Source organism: Paenibacillus sp. J31R30, from assembly GCF_059692115.1.
Genome location: NZ_JCAUAV010000011.1, coordinates 63,888 through 83,693, shown reverse-complemented (window position 1 = coordinate 83,693; position 19,806 = coordinate 63,888). Strand labels below are relative to the sequence as shown.

At 47.5% G+C, this 19,806-nt stretch carries 18 protein-coding genes; 16 read left to right on the top strand and 2 right to left on the bottom strand.

Features of this window, described 5'->3' with window-relative positions:
• Nucleotides 1-186: 186 nt before the first annotated feature.
• From fliD to argH, 16 genes are all read left to right on the top strand, one after another.
• A complete protein-coding gene (gene fliD, locus AC58QO_RS26625) occupies nucleotides 187-1,755 on the top strand; it encodes a flagellar filament capping protein FliD (protein WP_497270882.1) in 1,569 nt (522 codons plus the stop codon).
• Between the two features lie 81 nt (nucleotides 1,756-1,836).
• Nucleotides 1,837-2,199, top strand: a complete 363-nt coding sequence (locus tag AC58QO_RS26620) for a flagellar protein FlaG (protein WP_497271042.1) — start codon at nucleotides 1,837-1,839, stop codon at nucleotides 2,197-2,199.
• A 36-nt stretch (nucleotides 2,200-2,235) separates the two neighbouring features.
• The gene (fliS, locus tag AC58QO_RS26615) at nucleotides 2,236-2,619 is read left to right on the top strand and encodes a flagellar export chaperone FliS (protein ID WP_056611533.1); all 384 of its coding nucleotides are present in this window, start codon (nucleotides 2,236-2,238) and stop codon (nucleotides 2,617-2,619) included.
• Nucleotides 2,612-2,941 (top strand): flagellar protein FliT, encoded by a 330-nt coding sequence (gene fliT, locus AC58QO_RS26610; RefSeq protein WP_497270880.1) that lies wholly within the window; start codon nucleotides 2,612-2,614, stop codon nucleotides 2,939-2,941. The genes fliS and fliT overlap by 8 nt, the downstream gene beginning before the upstream one ends.
• A 408-nt stretch (nucleotides 2,942-3,349) precedes the next feature.
• A complete protein-coding gene (locus AC58QO_RS26605; RefSeq protein WP_028556842.1) occupies nucleotides 3,350-3,547 on the top strand; it encodes a cold shock domain-containing protein in 198 nt (65 codons plus the stop codon).
• Nucleotides 3,548-3,718: 171 nt separating this feature from the next.
• Entirely contained in the window at nucleotides 3,719-4,267 is a 549-nt protein-coding gene (gene hpf, locus AC58QO_RS26600) for a ribosome hibernation-promoting factor, HPF/YfiA family (RefSeq protein WP_497270878.1), read from the top strand.
• 287 nt (nucleotides 4,268-4,554) lie between these two features.
• Nucleotides 4,555-7,074 carry a preprotein translocase subunit SecA gene (gene secA, locus AC58QO_RS26595; protein WP_497271040.1) on the top strand — a complete coding sequence of 840 codons (2,520 nt, stop codon included), beginning with the start codon at nucleotides 4,555-4,557 and terminating at the stop codon, nucleotides 7,072-7,074.
• 56 nt (nucleotides 7,075-7,130) lie between these two features.
• A protein-coding gene (gene prfB, locus AC58QO_RS26590) for a peptide chain release factor 2 (protein ID WP_497270876.1) occupies nucleotides 7,131-8,244 on the top strand; the annotation gives its coding sequence in 2 pieces (ribosomal slippage) (nucleotides 7,131-7,202 and nucleotides 7,204-8,244; 1,113 coding nt in all).
• Between the two features lie 146 nt (nucleotides 8,245-8,390).
• Complete coding sequence (locus AC58QO_RS26585; protein WP_497270874.1) at nucleotides 8,391-9,260, top strand: YitT family protein; 870 nt, start codon at nucleotides 8,391-8,393, stop codon at nucleotides 9,258-9,260.
• A 536-nt stretch (nucleotides 9,261-9,796) separates the two neighbouring features.
• Nucleotides 9,797-10,846: an N-acetyl-gamma-glutamyl-phosphate reductase gene (gene argC, locus AC58QO_RS26580; protein WP_497270872.1), complete on the top strand. Its 1,050-nt coding sequence runs from the start codon at nucleotides 9,797-9,799 to the stop codon at nucleotides 10,844-10,846.
• Between the two features lie 31 nt (nucleotides 10,847-10,877).
• Nucleotides 10,878-12,104 (top strand): bifunctional glutamate N-acetyltransferase/amino-acid acetyltransferase ArgJ, encoded by a 1,227-nt coding sequence (gene argJ, locus AC58QO_RS26575; protein ID WP_497270870.1) that lies wholly within the window; start codon nucleotides 10,878-10,880, stop codon nucleotides 12,102-12,104.
• A 36-nt stretch (nucleotides 12,105-12,140) separates the two neighbouring features.
• Complete coding sequence (argB, locus tag AC58QO_RS26570; protein ID WP_497271038.1) at nucleotides 12,141-12,911, top strand: acetylglutamate kinase; 771 nt, start codon at nucleotides 12,141-12,143, stop codon at nucleotides 12,909-12,911.
• A gap of 30 nt (nucleotides 12,912-12,941) precedes the next feature.
• Nucleotides 12,942-14,138 (top strand): acetylornithine transaminase, encoded by a 1,197-nt coding sequence (argD, locus tag AC58QO_RS26565; protein ID WP_497270868.1) that lies wholly within the window; start codon nucleotides 12,942-12,944, stop codon nucleotides 14,136-14,138.
• A gap of 30 nt (nucleotides 14,139-14,168) precedes the next feature.
• Entirely contained in the window at nucleotides 14,169-15,128 is a 960-nt protein-coding gene (gene argF, locus AC58QO_RS26560; RefSeq protein ID WP_497270866.1) for an ornithine carbamoyltransferase, read from the top strand.
• A 45-nt stretch (nucleotides 15,129-15,173) separates the two neighbouring features.
• Entirely contained in the window at nucleotides 15,174-16,412 is a 1,239-nt protein-coding gene (locus AC58QO_RS26555; RefSeq protein ID WP_497270864.1) for an argininosuccinate synthase, read from the top strand.
• A 117-nt stretch (nucleotides 16,413-16,529) separates the two neighbouring features.
• Nucleotides 16,530-17,945 (top strand): argininosuccinate lyase, encoded by a 1,416-nt coding sequence (gene argH / locus AC58QO_RS26550; RefSeq protein ID WP_497270862.1) that lies wholly within the window; start codon nucleotides 16,530-16,532, stop codon nucleotides 17,943-17,945.
• Between the two features lie 72 nt (nucleotides 17,946-18,017).
• Here argH and AC58QO_RS26545 read toward each other — a convergent pair whose 3' ends face one another.
• Nucleotides 18,018-18,905: a DUF4097 family beta strand repeat-containing protein gene (locus AC58QO_RS26545; protein WP_497270860.1), complete on the bottom strand. Its 888-nt coding sequence runs from the start codon at nucleotides 18,903-18,905 to the stop codon at nucleotides 18,018-18,020.
• A 3-nt stretch (nucleotides 18,906-18,908) separates the two neighbouring features.
• On the bottom strand, nucleotides 18,909-19,694 hold the full coding sequence (locus tag AC58QO_RS26540) for a DUF1700 domain-containing protein (protein WP_497270858.1): 786 nt from the start codon (nucleotides 19,692-19,694) through the stop codon (nucleotides 18,909-18,911).
• Nucleotides 19,695-19,806: the final 112 nt, after the last annotated feature.

Genomic DNA, 19,806 nt, shown 5'->3' with positions numbered 1-19,806 from the left:
GTATCTTTATTTACTTAAAAGATTGATCACAATACGTTTACTGACTGTAGCAGGGCTTCTTTTTTATGAGAAGTCTTTTTTGCTATTCATAAAAGACAAGTTTCGACCGATAAACACAATATATGATTTCTACAGGGACACAGCTATGCGTGCTGTTAGTTTTATAGATGATGGAGGTATGGTCTGATGACGACAATCAATCGAATTAGCGGTATGGCTTCGGGGCTTGATACAGATGCACTCGTGAAGAAAATGATGGATGCTGAGAGTGTTAAGTTAAACAAGATGAAGCAAAATCAGCAAAAATATACCTGGCAAAGTGATGGTTATCGTCAATGGAATAGTGACTTGTTCGCTTTTAGAAGTAATACGCTTTTTAATATGAAGCTCTCAAGCACGTATAGTACATTTTCAATAACCACTACGAATACAGATTCAATGAGTGGAGTAGCTACAGCTGATGCGATTGAGGGAACTTATAGTTATGAAGTTTCGAAACTTGCCCAATCCGCAACTATGAAATCGAATCTCGTTGTTGATCAAAATGCAACTTTAACAAATACACCAACGAATCTGACGCTTAAGGTGACAAACCAAGCTGGCAAACAAATCACGGCAACGGTTGCAATTAGTGCGACAGATAAAATGGCTGACGTTCTTACGAAGATTAACGGGGCGAAAGATGCTTCTGGCAATAGTCTAGAGGTGAAGGCGATCTATGACGCTACACTCAAACAGTTTATTTTGAAAACGAAAGAAACTGGCGCTAACACAAAAATAGCGATTTCTGCGGATCAGGCTGGATTTTTAGATACAAAGCTCGGTTTTGCTGGGTCAGCTGCGGCTGATTATAAGAATGGTTATAACGGAAGTGCTGGTTCCTATGCGACAACTACGGCAACCAGTGGTTTGTCGAACGCCAATCTTGCTCAAGATGCGGTAGTTAAATTTAACGGTACTGAGGTAACTTCAGCCAACAATACGGTAAAAATAATGGGAGTCAATTACACGCTCAAGAATGTTACGACGACCGCCCAATCGGCTACTATTACGAAGGATATTGATGCAGAAGTAAAGAACATCAAAGATTTTGTAAGTAAATACAACGAAATGTTAGATAAACTCAACAAAGCAATTAACGAAACTGTCTACAAGGATTTTCAGCCTCTGTCCGACGAACAAAGAGCAGCAATGTCAGAAGATCAGGTTAAAGCATGGGAAAGTAAAGCCAAGAGTGGATTGTTTCGTAATGACAGCAGCTTAAAAGAATTGGTTAGTACTATGCGAAATCATATGACTTCTAGGGTTGATACTGGGAGTCAGTACAATTCGCTTTCCTCCATCGGTATCGCTTCAAGTAACTATTCGGATAAAGGAAAGCTTTATATCGATGAGACGAAACTACGCGCAGCGATTCAAGCAGATCCAGAAGCTGTTAAAAACTTATTCTCCCAACCTTATGCAGCGACAGACAGTGCAAAAACAGGATTGCTTGTCCGTGTATTTGATGATTTCCAAACAGCCTTTACGAAAATTAAGGATAAAGCCGGAAGTGCTGGAAGCAGCCAATATGATGAAAGTGTAATCGGGAAGCTTATGCAAAAGACTTTAAAGGATATTAACAGCGAGTCAGATCGCCTTACCGGGAAAGAAAAATCCTATTATGCGAAGTTTACAGCTATGGAAAAATATCTAACGGCTTACAATTCTCAAAGTAATTACCTTTCACAATCCTTATCTTCAAATAACGGCTAAACGTTAGATAGATCTTCATAATAGAACGTTTCCCACCGATATTAGTAATAACTATTATTTTAGGAGGTCTTTGCTTTGAGTATGAACCCATCGATTGGAAATGTTCCAAAGCCTAGCGTAAACATAGCTCCTGCAGCACCTAAAGTTTCGAGCAATGACGGCATTCAAAGTGTTCATGATTTAAAGCAAGCGCAAGCGCAAGGGCAGAATATTCCTATCAGTGAGCAACAGCTTGTAAAGGCTATCGAGCGAGCGATTAAAGCGGTAGAAGGTACTTCTACAACGCTTGATTTCTCAATTCACGAACAGACCAAGCATATTATTGTTAGAGTATTAGATAAAAGCAACGGCGAACTTATTCGAGAAATCCCGAATGAGAAATCGCTTGATTTCCTAGCTAGAGTTTGGGAAATGGCTGGAGCTATGGTAGATGAGCGCAGGTAATAAGCGAATAAGACAAGAATTTAGGGGGGTATTTGCATGATTTCGGCGCAGCAGAATAAATATATGCAAAATTCAATTCAAACAGCGAGCCCAGCTCAGCTGCTCATCATGTTATCAGATGGTGCCATCCGATATTGTAAGCAAGCCATTGAGGCACTCTCTCAGAAGAATTACCAAGATGCTAATAACTATTTGATGAGAGTTCAAGACATCATCCAAGAGTTTATTATCACTTTGGATAAGAAGGCGCCTGTAGCAGACGAGCTGTTACGCTTGTATGACTATTTCCTATTCCGCCTAGTCGAAGCGAATACGAAGAAGCAAGTGGAATCCGCCGAGGAAGTTTTAGGCTATCTAGTGGAACTGAAAGAAACGTGGGTTCAAGCAGCGAAGCTTTCTTTAGCATCGAAACATGGATAAGCTTATCCAAACGTTACAGCAGATAACGCAAGCAATCATCGCAGAGCTGGATCGGATGGATGATGAGCAGTTTGCAAGTTTTGTCGAGGAGAGGCAACTCATTATTGACCAACTTCAATCAATGAATCAGAGTTTTAATGATCAGCAAAAACTGATCATTAAGGACATTCTCCAATATGATGACGTGATTGTGAGACGCATGCAGCAATTAAAGGATGAAGCCAAAAGCGGAATCGATAAAATAGAACGAGCTCGTGTGCATAACAATGCGTATGAGCAACCTTATACCCAAGAAAGCTACTTCTTCGACAAGAAGAAGTAGCCTATCCACAGAAACCTTCTGCCGCGGCAGAAGGTTTTTTCTTTATCCCCTGTTTTCTTCAGCCGCCTCAGCAATCCGTGGATAAACAATCTGATCTGGCCCCAGCATGTGAATAAATGAACCCTTTCACCTCGAGTTATCCATATTTCTCTCATCACAGCCTGTGGACAATGTGCATAAACCTGTTGATAAGTTTGTTAATAAAGTGTAAATAATCCCGTCATGACAGGATTCTACAAATTCTGCAGTTATCCACGGCATGTATATACTTGAATTTTCTAAATATTCTTTCTTATTGAAAGTTAGAAATTGACAGGTCAAGCAGATTGGTGTTATAGTCAAAAAGAAAGGGCTTACATTTTGTTGAACTCTTTTTATATTTTTTAAAACGAAAGGATTGTGTACGTTATGCAAGGTAAAGTGAAATGGTTTAACGCAGAAAAAGGCTATGGTTTCATCGAGCGTGAAGATGGCGGGGATGTATTCGTTCATTTCTCAGCGATTCAGTCCGAAGGCTTCAAAACGCTGGACGAAGGTCAAGCTGTTGAGTTTGACATCGTAGAAGGCGCACGCGGACCACAAGCTGCAAACGTAAGCAGACTATAATTACTTGGCACGCGTTGTGCCATCGCATACACCTACGAACAAAGTCACCCTAGGGACTAACCTGGGGTGTTTTTTTATTTGATATCAAAAAAGTTTAGCTCGGAATTTAAAGGAATTATGAAGATGGGGTGGAATGTAGTATAATGTAAGAAGGAAGGGAGATGTTTAACTATGGAAATTAGCATTCGCGGAGAACACCTTGAAGTTACTGAAGCCCTCGGAGACTACGTCGACAAGAAGTTGAATAGACTAGAGAGGTATTTTGAAGCTCCCCTTACATCCGATGTACAAGTAAAGCTAAGTGTGGTTAAAGGTCTTCAGGCCATCGAAGTCAGCATTCCCCTAACAGGTGTGCTACTGAGAGCAGAAGAACGCAACAACGACATGTACGCATCCATTGATTTGGTTGTGGACAAATTAGAGCGCCAAATTCGCAAGCACAAGACCAAAACGAATCGTAAAATTCGCCAAGAAGGCGGCAAACGTGATTTGTTCAAGGTAGAGGTCGCAGCAGCTTCCTATATGGAAGAAGAAGAGGACTTCGAACTCGTACGTAACAAACGCTTCAATTTGAAGCCGATGGACGTGGAAGAAGCGATTCTCCAGATGAATATGGTGGGTCATAACTTCTTTGTTTTCTCGAATATGGAAACAGACACGGTCAACGTCGTGTACAAACGGGACGATGGCAAGTACGGCCTTATCGAACCAGCGATGTAATGCATAAACAAATTGCCTAATAAATTTATCACCATTCCTATACAAAATGATCAAGTGAGCTTAATTCGATAACATCGGGTTAAGCTTTTTCCTATAGTGAACAAAGTCGTTAATACCTCTATGCATGTTAGTAGCATCTCCATTTCATACTAAGAAATACGGGAAAGCATGGTTTCTAAGTCCTATTTATATAGGTTTTATAAGGAAGAGATAGCACGTTTGTTGCGACAAGACTGTCATAAGTGGTACAATTTAAGGATACGAACGCAATGGAAAGGGGTTCACCGATGCTAGGACTAGTGAAGAAAATTTTTGGTGATTCCAATGAACGGGAGATTAAACGGATGCTCAAGGCCGTTGACTACATCAACGAGCTTGAAGCCAGCATTAAACCGCTGACCGATGAAGAGTTAAAAGGGAAAACAATCGAGTTCAGAGAACGTCTTGAAAAAGGCGAAGAAATCGATGATTTACTGCCTGAAGCTTTTGCAGTAGTCAGAGAAGCAGGTATCCGTGTACTAGGAAAACGCCATTATGACGTTCAACTCATCGGAGGTATGGTGCTGCATGAAGGCCGTATCGCGGAGATGAGAACAGGGGAAGGGAAAACACTTGTTGGAACACTTCCTGTTTATTTGAATGCTTTGTTAGGTAAAGGCGTACACGTTGTTACTGTCAATGACTATTTGGCACAGCGGGATAGCGGCGAAATGGGTCAAATTTATGAGTTCCTCGGCTTAACCGTTGGGGTTAACTTGCATGACTTGTCACACGAAGAGAAGCAAGCAGCTTATGCTTGTGATATTACTTATGGAACGAATAACGAATACGGGTTTGACTACCTGCGTGACAATATGGTGCTGTACAAAGAGCAGATGGTTCAACGTCCGCTGTACTATGCGGTTATCGATGAGGTGGATTCCATCTTAGTCGATGAGGCAAGAACGCCGTTGATTATTTCCGGACAAGCCGCGAAATCGACGGATATGTACTTTACGGCTGACCGTTTTGTAGCGAAGCTGAAAGAAGAAGAGGATTACACGATCGACATCAAAGTACGTGCTGTAGCGCTAACTGAAGAAGGCGTAGCGAAAGCAGAGCGTGCATTTGGTATCGAGAACTTATTCGATCATCAAAATGTCAATATCAACCACCACATCACGCAAGCGCTCAAAGCTCGTTTCATTATGAAACGTGACGTAGATTACGTCGTTCAAGAAGAAGAAGTTATGATCGTTGATGAATTTACTGGCCGTATTATGACAGGCCGTCGCTATAGTGATGGGCTGCACCAAGCCATTGAGGCCAAAGAGCAGCTGAAAGTTCAGAATGAGAGCATGACACTTGCAACAATTACGTTCCAGAACTATTTCCGTATGTACCGCAAGCTAGCGGGGATGACGGGAACAGCGAAGACGGAAGAAGAAGAGTTGAAGAAAATTTACGGCCTTGAAGTTATTATCGTACCGACGAACCGCCCGATGATTCGTAAGGATCTGCCAGATGTGGTGTATAAGTCAGAGAACGGTAAGTTCAGAGCCGTTGTTGAACAAATCCTTGAGCGTCATAAGCTGAACCAACCGGTGCTTGTCGGTACAGTTTCCATTGAGAACTCCGAGAGGCTCTCCGAGATGCTTAAGAAGAAAGGTGTTCAGCACAAAGTATTGAATGCCAAGTACCATGCGGAAGAAGCGGAAATCGTTTCACGTGCGGGTCAACCAGGTTCGGTTACCATTGCAACGAACATGGCAGGCCGCGGTACCGACATTATGCTCGGTCAAGGTGTACATGAAGCAGGCGGCTTGCATATCATAGGTACAGAGCGTCATGAGAGCAGACGGATCGATAATCAGCTGCGTGGACGTGCAGGACGTCAGGGTGACCCTGGTTCCTCCCAATTCTACCTTTCACTTGAAGATGAGTTAATGAAACGATTCGGCGCCGAAAATATTATGGCGATGATGGATCGTCTGGGGATGGAAGAAGATCAGCCAATTGAAAGTAAATTGATCTCCCGTGCCGTAGAATCTGCGCAAAAACGCGTTGAGGGCAACAACTTCGACGTGCGTAAAGTCGTTCTTCAATATGACGATGTTATGAATCAACAACGTGAGATTATATATAAACAGCGCCGCGAGCTGCTGGAGTCCGAGAATATCCGTGAGGTTATTGAAGGCATGATCAGTGCCGTGATCGAGCGTATCGTAAAAGCGCACTGTCCTGAAGAAACGATTCCGGAAGAGTGGGAACTGCAAGAAGTTGCGAACTTTGTAAATAACAACTTGCTGCATGACGATGCTCAGATTACAGATCAAGATCTGTGGGGCAAAGAGCAAGAAGAAGTCATTGAGCAAATCAAAGCGCTTGTCAGCAAACGTTATGATGAGCGTGAGACGGAAATTGGCGCAGAGTTCATGCGTGAATTTGAAAAAGTTGTAGCGCTTCGTGCGGTAGACAGCAAATGGATGGATCACATCGATGCGATGGATCAGCTGCGCCAAGGTATCCACCTACGGGCATACGGCGGTACAGATCCGCTTCGTGAGTATCAATTCGAAGGCTTCGAAATGTTCCAAGAGATGATCGACAACATTCGTGAAGAAGTCTCGATGTACATCATGAAAGCACACGTACAGAGCAACCTCGAGCGCCAAGCGGTGGCAGAGGGTCAGGCTGTTGACACGAAGAATGAAGCAGGCGGTAAGAAACCATTGGTACGCGATGAAGAGCAACGTATCGGACGCAATGATCCATGTCCATGCGGCAGCGGCAAGAAATTCAAGCAATGCCATGGGCAAGGCATGTAGGGCAATCTAACAACCTTGTCTACGTACAAGCAAGAAGAATAAACGAGGTGTAAGACATGCTAGAACCAGAAGTGAAACAAGACTTAAGAGAAACAGCAAAGCGACTAACCGAATTACGGGGGTCTCTTTGACTTAGATCATAAGCTAGAAGCAATTGGGGACTATGAGGAAAAAATGGGCGCACCGGACTTCTGGGACGATAATGAACGTGCCCAGAAGACGATCGCTGAGCTCAACGTGATCAAGAGTGTCGTGGAGGAGTTCCAAGGCTTCACGAACGCGTTCGAGGATATTCAGGTCATGGTCGAACTCGAAGAAGAAGAGAGCGACGCGGGTCTTGTTAAAGACATCGAAACAGGCATCGCGGCGCTCGTCAAGAAGCTCGAGTCCTTCGAGCTTGGCTTGCTGCTCAATCAGCCGTACGATCGGCTGAATGCCATCCTGGAGCTGCATCCAGGCGCCGGCGGCACCGAGTCGCAGGACTGGGCAGAGATGCTGCTGCGCATGTACCGCCGCTGGGCGGAGAAGCGGGGCTACAAAGTCGAGGTGCTCGACTATTTGCCCGGCGACGAAGCCGGCGTGAAGAGTGTCACGCTGCAGATCACTGGCTTCAACGCCTACGGCTATTTGAAGGCAGAGAAGGGCGTGCACCGTCTCGTCCGAATCTCGCCGTTCGACGCCTCTGGCCGTCGTCACACCTCCTTTGCGTCGTGTGACGTCATGCCAGAGATCGAAGACGACACCGACGTAGGCGAGATCCGCTCCGAGGATCTCAAGATCGATACGTACCGCGCGAGCGGCGCCGGCGGTCAGCACATCAACACCACGGACTCGGCTGTGCGGATTACGCACATTCCGACTGGGGTCGTGGTGAGCTGTCAGCAAGAGCGCTCGCAGATTAAGAACCGCGAGAAAGCGATGAAGATGCTTCGTTCCAAGCTCTACGAGCGGAAGATCGAAGAGCAAATGAAGCATCTCGCCGAGATTCGCGGCGAGCAGTCGGATATTGCTTGGGGCAGCCAGATTCGCTCCTACGTTTTCCATCCGTACAGCATGGTGAAGGATCACAGAACCGCTGCCGAAACAGGGAACATTGGAGCTGTCATGGATGGCGATCTGGATACGTTCATTGATGCGTATCTGCGTCATCAAATACGCAAGCCAGAGTAATAGGACTACAACACCACACGAAATCATGTCTGCCCATGTGCCAGTGAGTTGATTTGGCGGGCTGTGCATGTATCACGTCATAAACGTTGATCCTACACCTAATGGGTGTAGGATTTTTCATGTAATTGAACGAAGGAGGACCACTCGTGTCCAGAAGAGAACCGCGAATTAAGATCGGAAGTCCTAGCCACACCGCATTCGAATACATACTGCTGATAGTCGGATCGCTGATCATGGCGGCTAGTTTTAATAGCTTTTTGAACCCGAACCAAATCGCAACAGGCGGGGTTTCGGGGATCTCCACCATTTTGCAGGAAGTCACCAAAATAAACCCTGCGTACACACAGTGGGCGCTCAATATTCCGATTTTACTATTAGCCATATGGTTGTTAGGGAAGAAATTCGGCATTAAAGCCATTGTCGGATCGGTCATTTTCCCGTTCTGTGTACTTATCACCAGCCATCTTGGCGTTCCTACACATAATCCACTGCTAGCTGCTGTATATGGCGGGATCGGTGTGGGTTTGGGATTAGGTATCGTGTTCAAAGGACGTGGATCCACAGGCGGGTTGGGCTTGGCTGCTCAAATGCTGCATAAATATTCAGGCCTAAGCCTCGGATTTTCAGTCGCCATTTTCGACGGACTCGTCATTATCAGCTCAGCGCTGGTGTTTACCCCAGAGAACGCGTTGTACGGGATGATCGGCTTATTTGTCACCACCAAAACCATTGATATCGTACAGCTCGGCTTCAACTATGCCAAAGTGGCCTTTATTATTTCGGATCATACGGATGCTATTCGGAAGGCGATTTTGTACGATTTGGATCGGGGCTTAACGGAACTCAGTGGTTCAGGTGGATTTACGGGAGAATCGCGGACGGTGATGATGGTGGTCGTGAAACAGAACGAAGTCAGTCGATTGAAAACACTGGTGCAATCTGTGGACCCGCAAGCTTTCGTAATTTTGAGTGAAACGAATGAAGTGTTGGGTGAAGGATTTAAACGCCACGCTTAGTGGAAGGTTGGAGTATCAAAGAAAGCCTCCTGTTAGGACTCAGGTTTCTGCTATCAATTGTGGAGAAGCCAGAGAGTAACGGGAGGTTTTTTACCTATTTGTGGATAACTTGTTGGCAATCTGTGTATAAACATTAAACTTGTCCACAGCATGTAGGTAATTATGTGAATAACTATGACTCTAATAACATAATTTGCCTTCTTGCTAGAGATTTTGGGATAATGGTTATCGTGCAGGGTGTATGGCGATGGATAACTACAATTTATAAACAAGGTCACTCAGCATTGAAATTCTCGGTATAAATCATTTTCTCATACACGTATTACACAGAAATGATGCATAATGTGCATAAGAGTGAATATAGTCAGATTATTCTGTGAATATAAACACAGTCGATTTCTGTCTGTCAAAGCCTTGAAATGTCTTGTTATTTTGCGAATTGAGATCCAAAGAACCAACAAAAAAATTCATTGAATTATTATGTATACGAATGTATAATAATACATATATTTTCGGAACATCGGGAGGGCATGGATATGAGTCAGAGCATTAGAGCGGCTATTATTGGAGCTACAGGGTATGGTGGTGCGGAATTGATTCGTCTTTTGCAGGCGCATCCACTTGTACATATTACATCCGTGATTTCAACATCGAATGCAGGAGCGCCGCTTGCGGAGCATTTTCCACATTTGCAGGAAGTGGTTGTGGATATCCTCGATGTCCTTGATGTTAACCTTATCGCAGGGAAAGCGGACGTTGTGTTCTTGGCCACACCAGCGGGTGTCAGCGCGGAGCTGTCGCCGAAGCTGCTCGCAGCAGGCCTGAAGGTTATTGATATTTCAGGGGATTTGAGATTAAAGTCGGCTAGCGACTATGAAAAATGGTACAAAAAACCGGCTGCTTCCGAAGAGGCACTGGCACGTTCGATTTACGGTCTATCCGAAGTGTTCGGGGACGAAGTGAAGGGCAGCGATCTAATCGCGAACCCAGGTTGTTACCCTACAGCGACATTGCTAGGTCTTATTCCTGCGGTTGAAGCGGGATGGATCGATCCATCTACGATTATTATTGATGCGAAATCCGGTGTATCTGGTGCAGGTCGAGGTTTGAGCCTGAGCGCACACTACTCCGAAGTGAATGAGAATTTATCGGCTTACAAAATAAATAAGCACCAACACATCCCGGAAATCGAGCAAGCGCTAAGCCGCATTGCAGGGAAACCGGTTGTGACGACGTTTACGACACACCTTGTGCCGATGACGCGCGGAATTATGGCAACGATGTATGCAACGCTAACTGGTGAGCATACAGCTGAAGAGTTCATCGAGAAGTATCGTCAGTACTATGAAGGCCGCAAATTCGTTCGGATTCGCCCGCTAGGGAAATATCCTTCAACGAAGGAAGTAACAGGTTCGAATTTCTGTGATATTGGCTTCGCTGTGGATGAGCGTACAGGGCGTGTTACGATCGTGTCGGTTATAGACAATGTCGTGAAGGGTGCTGCAGGCCAAGCGATTCAGAATTTAAATATTATGCAAGGCTGGGACGAGACGACAGGTTTGTTGTTCGCACCGGTATATCCATAACTAGAAGATGAGGATAGGTGAGTAGACGACCATGTCGGACCAAGTAAGCTTTACAGTTGTGCCAGAGGGCACTGTAACAACACCGAAGGGCTTTCGTGCAGGCGGACTGCACTGCGGATTGAAGAAGACGGAGCGCTATGATCTTGGCGCGATCCTGTGTGATGTACCCGCATCAGCGGCAGGCGTATACACGCTGAACGCGTTCCAAGCGGCACCGCTGCGCGTGACGCAAGAAAGCATCGCCCACAGCGGCAAGCTGCAGGCGATGATCGTGAACAGTGGCAACGCGAACGCGTGCACTGGACAGCAAGGCGAAGACGACGCTCGCGCTATGCGCGCGGCAAGTGCGAAGGCACTTGGCGTGGAAGAGTACCACGTCGGCGTAACGAGCACTGGCGTTATCGGCGAGCTACTGCCGATGGGTAAAGTACTGAGCGGCATCGAGCAGCTGCCAGCAAAGTTAAAGCTAGACGGCGGCGAAGACTTCTGCCAGTCGATCCTGACGACGGATCTCGTGCAGAAGATGACGTGTGTCCGTGTGGTGGTTGGCGGCAAAGAGGTTCACATTGCCGGAGCGGCAAAGGGGTCGGGGATGATTCACCCGAACATGGCGACGATGCTCGGTTTCATGACAACCGACGTCGCGATCGAGAGCGAATACCTGCAGCTGTTGCTAAGCAGGATTACAGATAATACGTTCAACATGATCACCGTTGACGGAGATACAAGCACCAACGACATGGTCGTGGTGATGGCAAGCGGGCTTGCCGGCGGAGACTCCCTGCATCCGGGGCACCCGGATTGGGATGCTTTCGCGGCAGGGTTCCAGTACGTTGGCGAATACCTCGCCAAAGCGATTGCGCGTGACGGCGAAGGCGCGACGAAGCTGATCGAGACGACAGTAATCGGCGCGGAGAGCGACGAAGCGGCTCGTAAGATCGTCAAGTCGATCATCGGATCTAGCCTTGTGAAGTCTGCTGTATACGGCGCTGACGCGAACTGGGGCCGGATCATTGCAGCTGTCGGATACTCCGGGCAGCCGGTGAATGTGAACACGGTCGATATTCGCCTAGGCGATATTGCGGTGTTGGAGCAATCGCGTCCTGTGAAGTTCGACGAGGAAGCGGCACTTGCTTATTTGAAAACAGATACGATTCAAATTCATGTGAATTTACATATGGGCGAAGGCAAAGCAACGGGTTGGGGCTGCGATTTGACCTATGATTATGTGCGAATTAATGCGGCTTATCGGACGTAAGGGGGAAAAAGAGCAGTGAAGAACAATTGCTTTGTTATGAAATGCGGAGGCAGCACGCTTGCGGCGCTGCCTAGTAGTTTTTTTGACGATATGCGTCAGCTTCAGGAAGAGGGCATCGTAACGGTTATCGTGCATGGCGGCGGTCCTGCTATTTCTGAAACGTTAGGGAAGCTTGGGATTGAATCCGGCTTCGTAAACGGTTTGCGCGTCACGAATGAAGCGGTACTCGACGTGGTCGAGATGGTGCTGTCCGGCCAAATCAACAAAGAAATCGTCCGCCGTATTCAATTAACAGGTGCGAAAGCGCTTGGATTGTCCGGTGTGGATGGACATTTGATCGAAGCGAAGCCAGTCGCGAACAGCCATGAAGTTGGTCTTGTAGGCGATGTGACGAAAGTCAATGCAGAGCTGATTCAAGGGATTGTCAGCATGGGCTACATTCCGGTTATCGCACCAGTTGGTCTGGGCGCAGATGGCGGACAGCGGTACAACATCAACGCCGATACGGCGGCAGGTGCTGTAGCTTCTCACCTTGGTGTGGAACAAATGGTCGTTGTGACTGATGTGCCCGGCATTATGAAGGTCGTGGATGGCGAGAAGCAAGTGCTTCCTGTCGTCAGCGTAGCGCAGATTGAAGAAATGATCACAAGTGGCGACATCTATGGCGGCATGATCCCGAAAGTTCGTGCAGCGATTGCTTGTATACAAGGGCAAGTGCAAGAAGTTGTTATCGTGAACGGTGCGGAACCGAACGTGTTAAGCAAAGTGCTGAAGGGCGATGGCATCGGCACGCGCATTGTACGGTAATTTTAATAACCCCATAAGGAGGGAATGTACATGACAGAACAAGGGAAAAGCTCGTTATTTCCAACTTACGCCAGATATCCGATTACGCTAGTGAAGGGTGAGGGCAGCCGACTGTGGGATGACACAGGCAAGGAATACATCGACATGATGAGCGGGATTGCTGTTGCAGCCCTTGGGCATGCACCAAAGGTTGTGAAAGAGAAATTGATCGAGCAGTTGGATCAGCTGTGGCATGTGGGCAACTTATTCCATATTCCGAATCAGGAAAAATTGGCTGGTTTATTAACAGACAACAGCTGTGCGGATGCTGTGTTTTTCTGTTCCACAGGCGCAGAAGCGAATGAGGCTGCGATCAAAATCGCCCGTCGCTACTCGCAAAAAGTGCTAAACAACGGTAAGTACGAGATCATCACGTTCAACATGTCCTTCCATGGGCGTACGATTGCTACATTAACAGCTACTGGCCAGGACAAAGTAAAGGAAGGCTTCCTTCCGCTTCCAGAAGGCTTTGTCTATGCTGATTATAACGATATCGAGTCTGTGCGCCGTCTCGTGAATGATAAGACTTGTGCAGTTATGCTCGAGTTCGTGCAAGGGGAAGGCGGCGTATTGCCAGCTGATCCGGAATTCGTGAAGCAATTGGCTGAGCTATGCAAAGAGCATAATTTACTCCTGATCGCGGATGAAATTCAGACAGGTGTAGGTCGTACGGGCAAGCTTTTTGCCTATGAGCATTATGGTGTAGAGCCGGATATTTTCACATTAGCCAAAGGTCTTGGCGGTGGATTCCCGATCGGTGCAATGTTGGCAAAAGGGTACTTGGCGGAAGCTTTCAGCGCAGGCAGTCACGGTTCGACTTTCGGTGGTACACCGATTGCAACTGCAGCGGCCCATGCGACGTTAAGCACCATTATCGACAATCAATTGACGGAACGTGCAGCTGAGCTAGGCGAGTACACGGTGAAGAAGTTAGAAAGCAAGCTGGCGGGCAATCCGCTGGTGAAGAGTATCCGTGGCATTGGCCTTCTCATTGGTATTGAATGTACACAGCCAAGTGCCGAAATCATTACCGAGATTCACAAGCAAGGCGTGTTGGTCATTCCAGCAGGCCCGAACGTAATTCGTTTGGTGCCAGCGTTAACGATACCGCAAGAAGATTTGGATCAAGCGTTAGAAGTCGTGTGCGGTGTCCTCTCCCAGAAGGCATCCACCATCAGTGGCGTCTAACCGAAGTTTAATGAAGAGAGGTTGGATCACATGAATAGCATGGTCAAGGAAGAACTGGCTGCCCAGTTAAAGGGCAAGGATTTTCTTGCTTTGGTTGATTATACAGCGGAAGAAATCGAATATTTGATTCACTATGGCATCGAGCTGAAGCGCAAGCAGAAGGCAAGAGAGCCGCATGCCGTACTAGCGGGCAAAACGCTGGGCATGATTTTTGAGAAATCCTCGACGCGTACGCGTGTGTCCTTTGAAGTGGGGATGTACCAACTGGGAGGCCAAGCGCTTTTCCTGAGCAAAAATGATTTGCAGCTGGGCCGCGGAGAGACGGTATGGGATACCGCTCAAACCTTGTCCCGTTACTTGGACGGAATCATGATTCGTACTTACGAGCACCGTAAGGTGATCGATTTGGCTCGCGGAGCGACGGTGCCTGTCATTAACGGCTTAACCGATCATGCGCACCCATGCCAAGTGATGGCGGATTATCAAACTGTTTTGGAGAAAAAAGGCCGCTTAAAAGGTATCAAAGTCGCCTATATCGGCGATGGCAACAACATGGTGCACTCCCTGATGATGGGAGCTAGCAAACTCGGAATGGATTTCGCAATTGCTTCGCCAGAAGGCTATGATGCGGATAAAGAAGTGATTCGCCAATCCAAGGAAAATGCGGCTGAAACAGGCGGAAGCCTGCTTGTAACCCGTGATCCTCGCGAAGCGGTTGAAAATGCGGACATTATCTACACGGATGTATGGGCGAGCATGGGTCAAGAAGCAGAGCAGCAGGAGCGGGAAATCGCCTTCAAAAACTATCAAGTAAATGAAGCTTTGGTGAAATATGCGAAGCAGGATTACCTATTCATGCACTGCTTGCCTGCACACCGCGGGGAAGAAGTGAGCGAGGGCGTAATCGACGGCGGGCATTCCATCATTTTCGACCAAGCTGAGAATCGTCTTCATGCGCAAAAGGCTATTATGGCCGCGACAATGATATAATTTAAATTTATTATAGTGAGAGTAGAAACGGAGCGAATAGTAGACATGGCTAAGGAAAAAATCGTACTCGCTTATTCAGGCGGTTTGGATACATCGGTTATCCTCAAATGGTTAAAAGAAACTTACGACGCAGAAATCATTGCCTTCACAGCGGATATCGGGCAAAAGGATGAGCTAGACGGGTTGGAGGAAAAAGCGCTGGCAACTGGTGCATCCAAAATCTACATCGACGACCTTCGCGCTGAGTTCGCTAAGGATTTTATCAACCCGATGTTCCAAGCAGGTGCTCTTTATGAAGGGCAATACCTGCTCGGCACGAGCATTGCGCGTCCTTTGATCGCGAAGCGTATGGTTGAGATCGCTCGCGCTGAGGGCGCAACAGCGATTGCCCATGGTGCAACTGGTAAAGGTAATGACCAAGTGCGTTTCGAGCTTACAGCAGCAGCGCTAGCGCCTGAGCTTTCCGTGATCGCGCCTTGGCGTTTGGAAGAATTCCGCGAGCAGTTCCCAGGCCGCGCAGAGATGATCGCTTACGCGGAGAAGCACAACATTCCGGTAACGGCATCCGCAGCGAAGCCATATTCGACAGACCGCAACTTGCTGCACATCTCCTTCGAGAGCGGCATGTTGGAAGATCCTTGGTTTGACGCGGCAGCTGACTCCAACAAAGGCATGTACGTGCTCAGCGTAGCGCCAGAAGACGCACCAGATCAAGCGGAGTACATCGAGCTTGAGTTCGCAGCTGGTGATTGCGTAGCGATCAACGGAACGAAGCTTTCCCCACTAGAAGTGATGGAAACGTTGAACGAAATCGGCGGTAAACACGGTATTGGTCGTGTGGACATGGTTGAGAACCGTTTCGTCGGCATGAAGAGCCGTGGCGTGTACGAAACTCCGGGCGGTACTATTCTTTTCACCGCTCACCGCAAAATGGAATCCCTCACGATGGACCGCGACGTTATGCACCTTCGTGATTCCTTAATCACGAAATACGCATCGCTTGTATACAATGGCTTCTGGTTCGCACCTGAGCGTTTGGCGATTCAAGCGCTTGTATCCGAGAGCCAAAAGAACGTATCCGGTACAGTTCGTTTGAAACTGTACAAAGGTAATGTGATGGGCGCTGGCGTGAAAAGCCCAGTATCCCTCTACAATCCGGATATCGCTACAATGGAAGCTGATCCAACGAAAGCTTACGATCAAGGCGACGCAACTGGCTTTATCCGCTTGAATGCACTGCGTTTGAAAGTTGGTTCCGGCGTGGAACAAAACGCGAAGAAGTAACATTTCAAATAGCTGCTCAGCCGTGGGCTTTCCCTTTGTGGAAAGCCTTTGGGCTGTCCATAAGGTTATCTCATAAAAGTTTATGTAGGTATGTGAAAACGAGAGGGGTCATGCAAGGTGTCTAAGCTTTGGGGTGGACGTTTCACGAAACAAACCGACCAATTAGTCGAAGAATATACCGCATCCATTACATTTGATAAAGAGCTTGCTGAGGAAGATATCGAAGGCAGCTTGGCGCATGTGACGATGTTGGGCAAATGCGGCATCTTGCCAGCGGAAGATGTAGAAAAAATCAAAGACGGCTTACTGCAAGTGCAGGGCATGATTCGCCGCGGCGAGCTGGAATACACGATTCAGAATGAAGATATTCACATGAATATTGAGAAAACCTTGATCGACCTGATCGGTCCTGTCGGCGGCAAGCTGCACACGGGCCGCAGCCGTAACGATCAGGTGGCAACGGACATGCATCTCTACCTGCGCAAGCGCGTGGTTGAGTTCGTTGGCTTGCTTATCAAGCTGCAGGAAGCTTTGCTTGAGAAAGCGAAGGCTAATCTAGATACGATTATCCCGGGGTATACGCATCTGCAGCGTGCGCAGCCGATCTTGTTCGCGCATCACATGATGGCCTATGTCAGCATGTTCCAGCGTGATCTTGAGCGCTTGCAGGACAGCTACAAGCGCGTAGACATGCTGCCGCTCGGCGCTGGCGCGCTCGCGGGCACGACCTTCCCGATCGACCGCCATTTCGTGGCGGAGCAGCTCGGGTTCGGACGCGTGTACGAGAACTCCCTGGATGCGGTCAGTGACCGCGATTTCATCCTGGAGTTCCTCTCTAACGCGTCCATGATCATGATGCACCTTTCTCGCTTCAGCGAGGAAATGGTGCTCTGGTCTTCGACCGAGTTCGCGTTCATCGAACTCGATGATGCGTTCTGCACCGGCAGCTCGATCATGCCGCAGAAGAAGAACCCGGACGTAGCGGAGCTCGTCCGTGGTAAAACAGGCCGCGTCTATGGCAACTTGTTCGGTCTGATGACCGTACTCAAGTCGCTGCCGCTGGCGTACAACAAGGACATGCAGGAAGACAAAGAAGGCATGTTTGATACGGTTCGTACCCTGCAAGGCGCGCTGCAATTGTTTGCGCCGATGGTATCGACGATGAAGGTGAATACCGAGCGTATGCGTCAAGCTGTGAACCAAGACTTCTCGAATGCAACGGATATTGCGGATTACCTGGTGAATAAGGGTCTTCCTTTCCGTCAGGCGCACGAAGTGATCGGCAAAACCGTGCTGTATTGTATCCAAAACAAAAAATACTTGCTCGATATGAGTATCGAGGAGTTCAAAACCTTCTCCGAGCTATTCGAGTCTGATATTTATAAGGTGCTTCAACCAGAGCAAGTCGTGAATGCGCGTAATGTCTACGGCGGTACAGCGAGCAATCAAGTGAGCGAGGCCATTGGCCGTGCGGAGCAAGTGCTGGCAGAGTCGCAGGCGTGGTTGCATGACTTTTTAGAGAAAAGCAAATAGTCTTCCATATCTTCAATTAAAAAAGCTCTTCCCGTCATCCATCGGATGCTCGAGAGGAGCTTTTTTGCATGCTTATCTACCTTTAACCTCAACATATCCTGTGTCCGTTCGAACCGTAACCTTATGACTGCCATTGCCGATCGAACCCTTTGCTTTGTTGTGGCCTGTTCGTTGAACAGTTACACCTGGCACATCCAGATTCGTACTGCCTGTGTCCGTACTCAGATCAAAGCTTGCATCTGTAGGTGCAGGGTCTAGCTGCAGGCGTACAAATCCAGTGTCCGTTTCCATCGCAACGGTATCCCCAAGCTCACGAAGCGTTGCTGTAATGCTGCCCGTATCGGTTTTGAGCTTCATATTGCCTTGCCCGTCATTGAGCTGAATACTGCCAGTGTCTGTTTGCAGATTCACATTTTTTCCTTCGTAACGGTCAATTGTAATGTTTCCAGTATCCGTACTGGCAGTTAGCTTTTCAGCCTTCACTTCTTTGAAGGAAATACTGCCTGTATCTGTGCTTACCGTAATTGCCTTGTACAGCTTGTCAGGCAGACTCACTTCTGTGCGTAAACGAAGGCGCTGACCGTTGAATAAGCTTTTAAACTCCGTAAGGTCGAAGCCGAAGTCAATGTGTGCCTTTTTATTCGTACATACATCTACTCGCCATGTATTCGCACCCTCTGTTGTAGCCTCGACTGTGCAATTCTGTGCATTTTCGGATCGCGCAGCACCCACTAAACGAACGCTAATTTCATCCGAGTTGCTCGGAATGAAAGTGACGCCTGAGATATCATTGTTAATGATCAGGGAATCGATACTGGCTGCGGGTATTTTCTTCTCTACATCAAGTGTTGCAACACCGGTCTCAAAATCCAAAGACTGGAAGGAAACTGCGGCTCCAATCAGGCCTATCGCAAGGCAGATAAAGCCAGTCACTAAGAAAAATTTCACTTTAGTTTGCATGGCTTAAACCCCCTTAATCAATTTGGCGTTGAATTGGATGTACTTCCAGCTGATCTTGAAAAACTGCTTGAGCAGCCAAGAGCTTAGCGTAGTGATGATAATGCCTAAGCCGAAGCAGGCGAGCAAGCTGAATGAAATGAATTGGAAGTCACTGCCCGTGGTGCCAGCTAAGCTGGTGAGCACGCCGATGACAGGTGCGACCAGAAGGGCAAAACCTGCTGCAAATAAAGCGATCATTGCGGCGCAAACCCCTAGCCATGGACCCACAACGAACATGAGATTAAAGAAGCCGAGCATAATGGAGATAATGATCGCTTTAATCCCCGTATCTGGTTTAGCCGCTGGGTATGGGGGCGGATAAGATGTGTTATACACCGGAGGGTAAGTAGGTGGAGACGTCTGTGTATAGTCAGGCGGTTCCCAAGCCTCAGGGGCCTGTACAGGTTTCTTAGGGCCGATGGCCGGTTCGGGCTGCTTTACATAAGGTATAGCTGCCTCTTCCTGCTCTTCACTCCCATAAGGTGTTTCCTCAGCCTGCAGCGCATCAGCTTCAAACGAACTCATTGAACGCTTGTATGCTTCCTCTTGCACAGGTGTAGCCTCTTTTTGAGCGTCCCAGTTCGGTACCCGCGGATAGCCGAGAGACTGTGAAATCTCATCTTCATGCTTGCCATTTTCAACGGCTTTTTGAAATAACTCTTCATACACTTTAAGTATATTTTGGCGCTCCTTCTCAGGAAGTCCGCGCAGGCGATAGTTCAATTCTTTGAAATAATCCACTTTGCTCATCGTTATGCCTCCTTCAATCCTCTTTCGATAGTCTTATCATAAAAGAAAAAAGTCATAATGACGTAGTAACTACAGTCACATGACCTTCATGATTTCATCACATTTATTGTTT

What these genes read in the sequence shown, in the direction of transcription:
- fliD (WP_497270882.1), top strand. Translation starts at nt 187, where the DNA reads ATGACGACAATCAATCGAATTAGCGGTATGGCTTCGGGGCTTGATACA.
- AC58QO_RS26620 (WP_497271042.1), top strand. Translation starts at nt 1,837, where the DNA reads ATGAACCCATCGATTGGAAATGTTCCAAAGCCTAGCGTAAACATAGCT.
- fliS (WP_056611533.1), top strand. Translation starts at nt 2,236, where the DNA reads ATGATTTCGGCGCAGCAGAATAAATATATGCAAAATTCAATTCAAACA.
- fliT (WP_497270880.1), top strand. Translation starts at nt 2,612, where the DNA reads ATGGATAAGCTTATCCAAACGTTACAGCAGATAACGCAAGCAATCATC.
- AC58QO_RS26605 (WP_028556842.1), top strand. Translation starts at nt 3,350, where the DNA reads ATGCAAGGTAAAGTGAAATGGTTTAACGCAGAAAAAGGCTATGGTTTC.
- hpf (WP_497270878.1), top strand. Translation starts at nt 3,719, where the DNA reads ATGGAAATTAGCATTCGCGGAGAACACCTTGAAGTTACTGAAGCCCTC.
- secA (WP_497271040.1), top strand. Translation starts at nt 4,555, where the DNA reads ATGCTAGGACTAGTGAAGAAAATTTTTGGTGATTCCAATGAACGGGAG.
- argC (WP_497270872.1), top strand. Translation starts at nt 9,797, where the DNA reads ATGAGTCAGAGCATTAGAGCGGCTATTATTGGAGCTACAGGGTATGGT.
- argJ (WP_497270870.1), top strand. Translation starts at nt 10,878, where the DNA reads ATGTCGGACCAAGTAAGCTTTACAGTTGTGCCAGAGGGCACTGTAACA.
- argB (WP_497271038.1), top strand. Translation starts at nt 12,141, where the DNA reads ATGAAATGCGGAGGCAGCACGCTTGCGGCGCTGCCTAGTAGTTTTTTT.
- argD (WP_497270868.1), top strand. Translation starts at nt 12,942, where the DNA reads ATGACAGAACAAGGGAAAAGCTCGTTATTTCCAACTTACGCCAGATAT.
- argF (WP_497270866.1), top strand. Translation starts at nt 14,169, where the DNA reads ATGAATAGCATGGTCAAGGAAGAACTGGCTGCCCAGTTAAAGGGCAAG.
- AC58QO_RS26555 (WP_497270864.1), top strand. Translation starts at nt 15,174, where the DNA reads ATGGCTAAGGAAAAAATCGTACTCGCTTATTCAGGCGGTTTGGATACA.
- AC58QO_RS26545 (WP_497270860.1), bottom strand. Translation starts at nt 18,905, where the DNA reads ATGCAAACTAAAGTGAAATTTTTCTTAGTGACTGGCTTTATCTGCCTT.
- AC58QO_RS26540 (WP_497270858.1), bottom strand. Translation starts at nt 19,694, where the DNA reads ATGAGCAAAGTGGATTATTTCAAAGAATTGAACTATCGCCTGCGCGGA.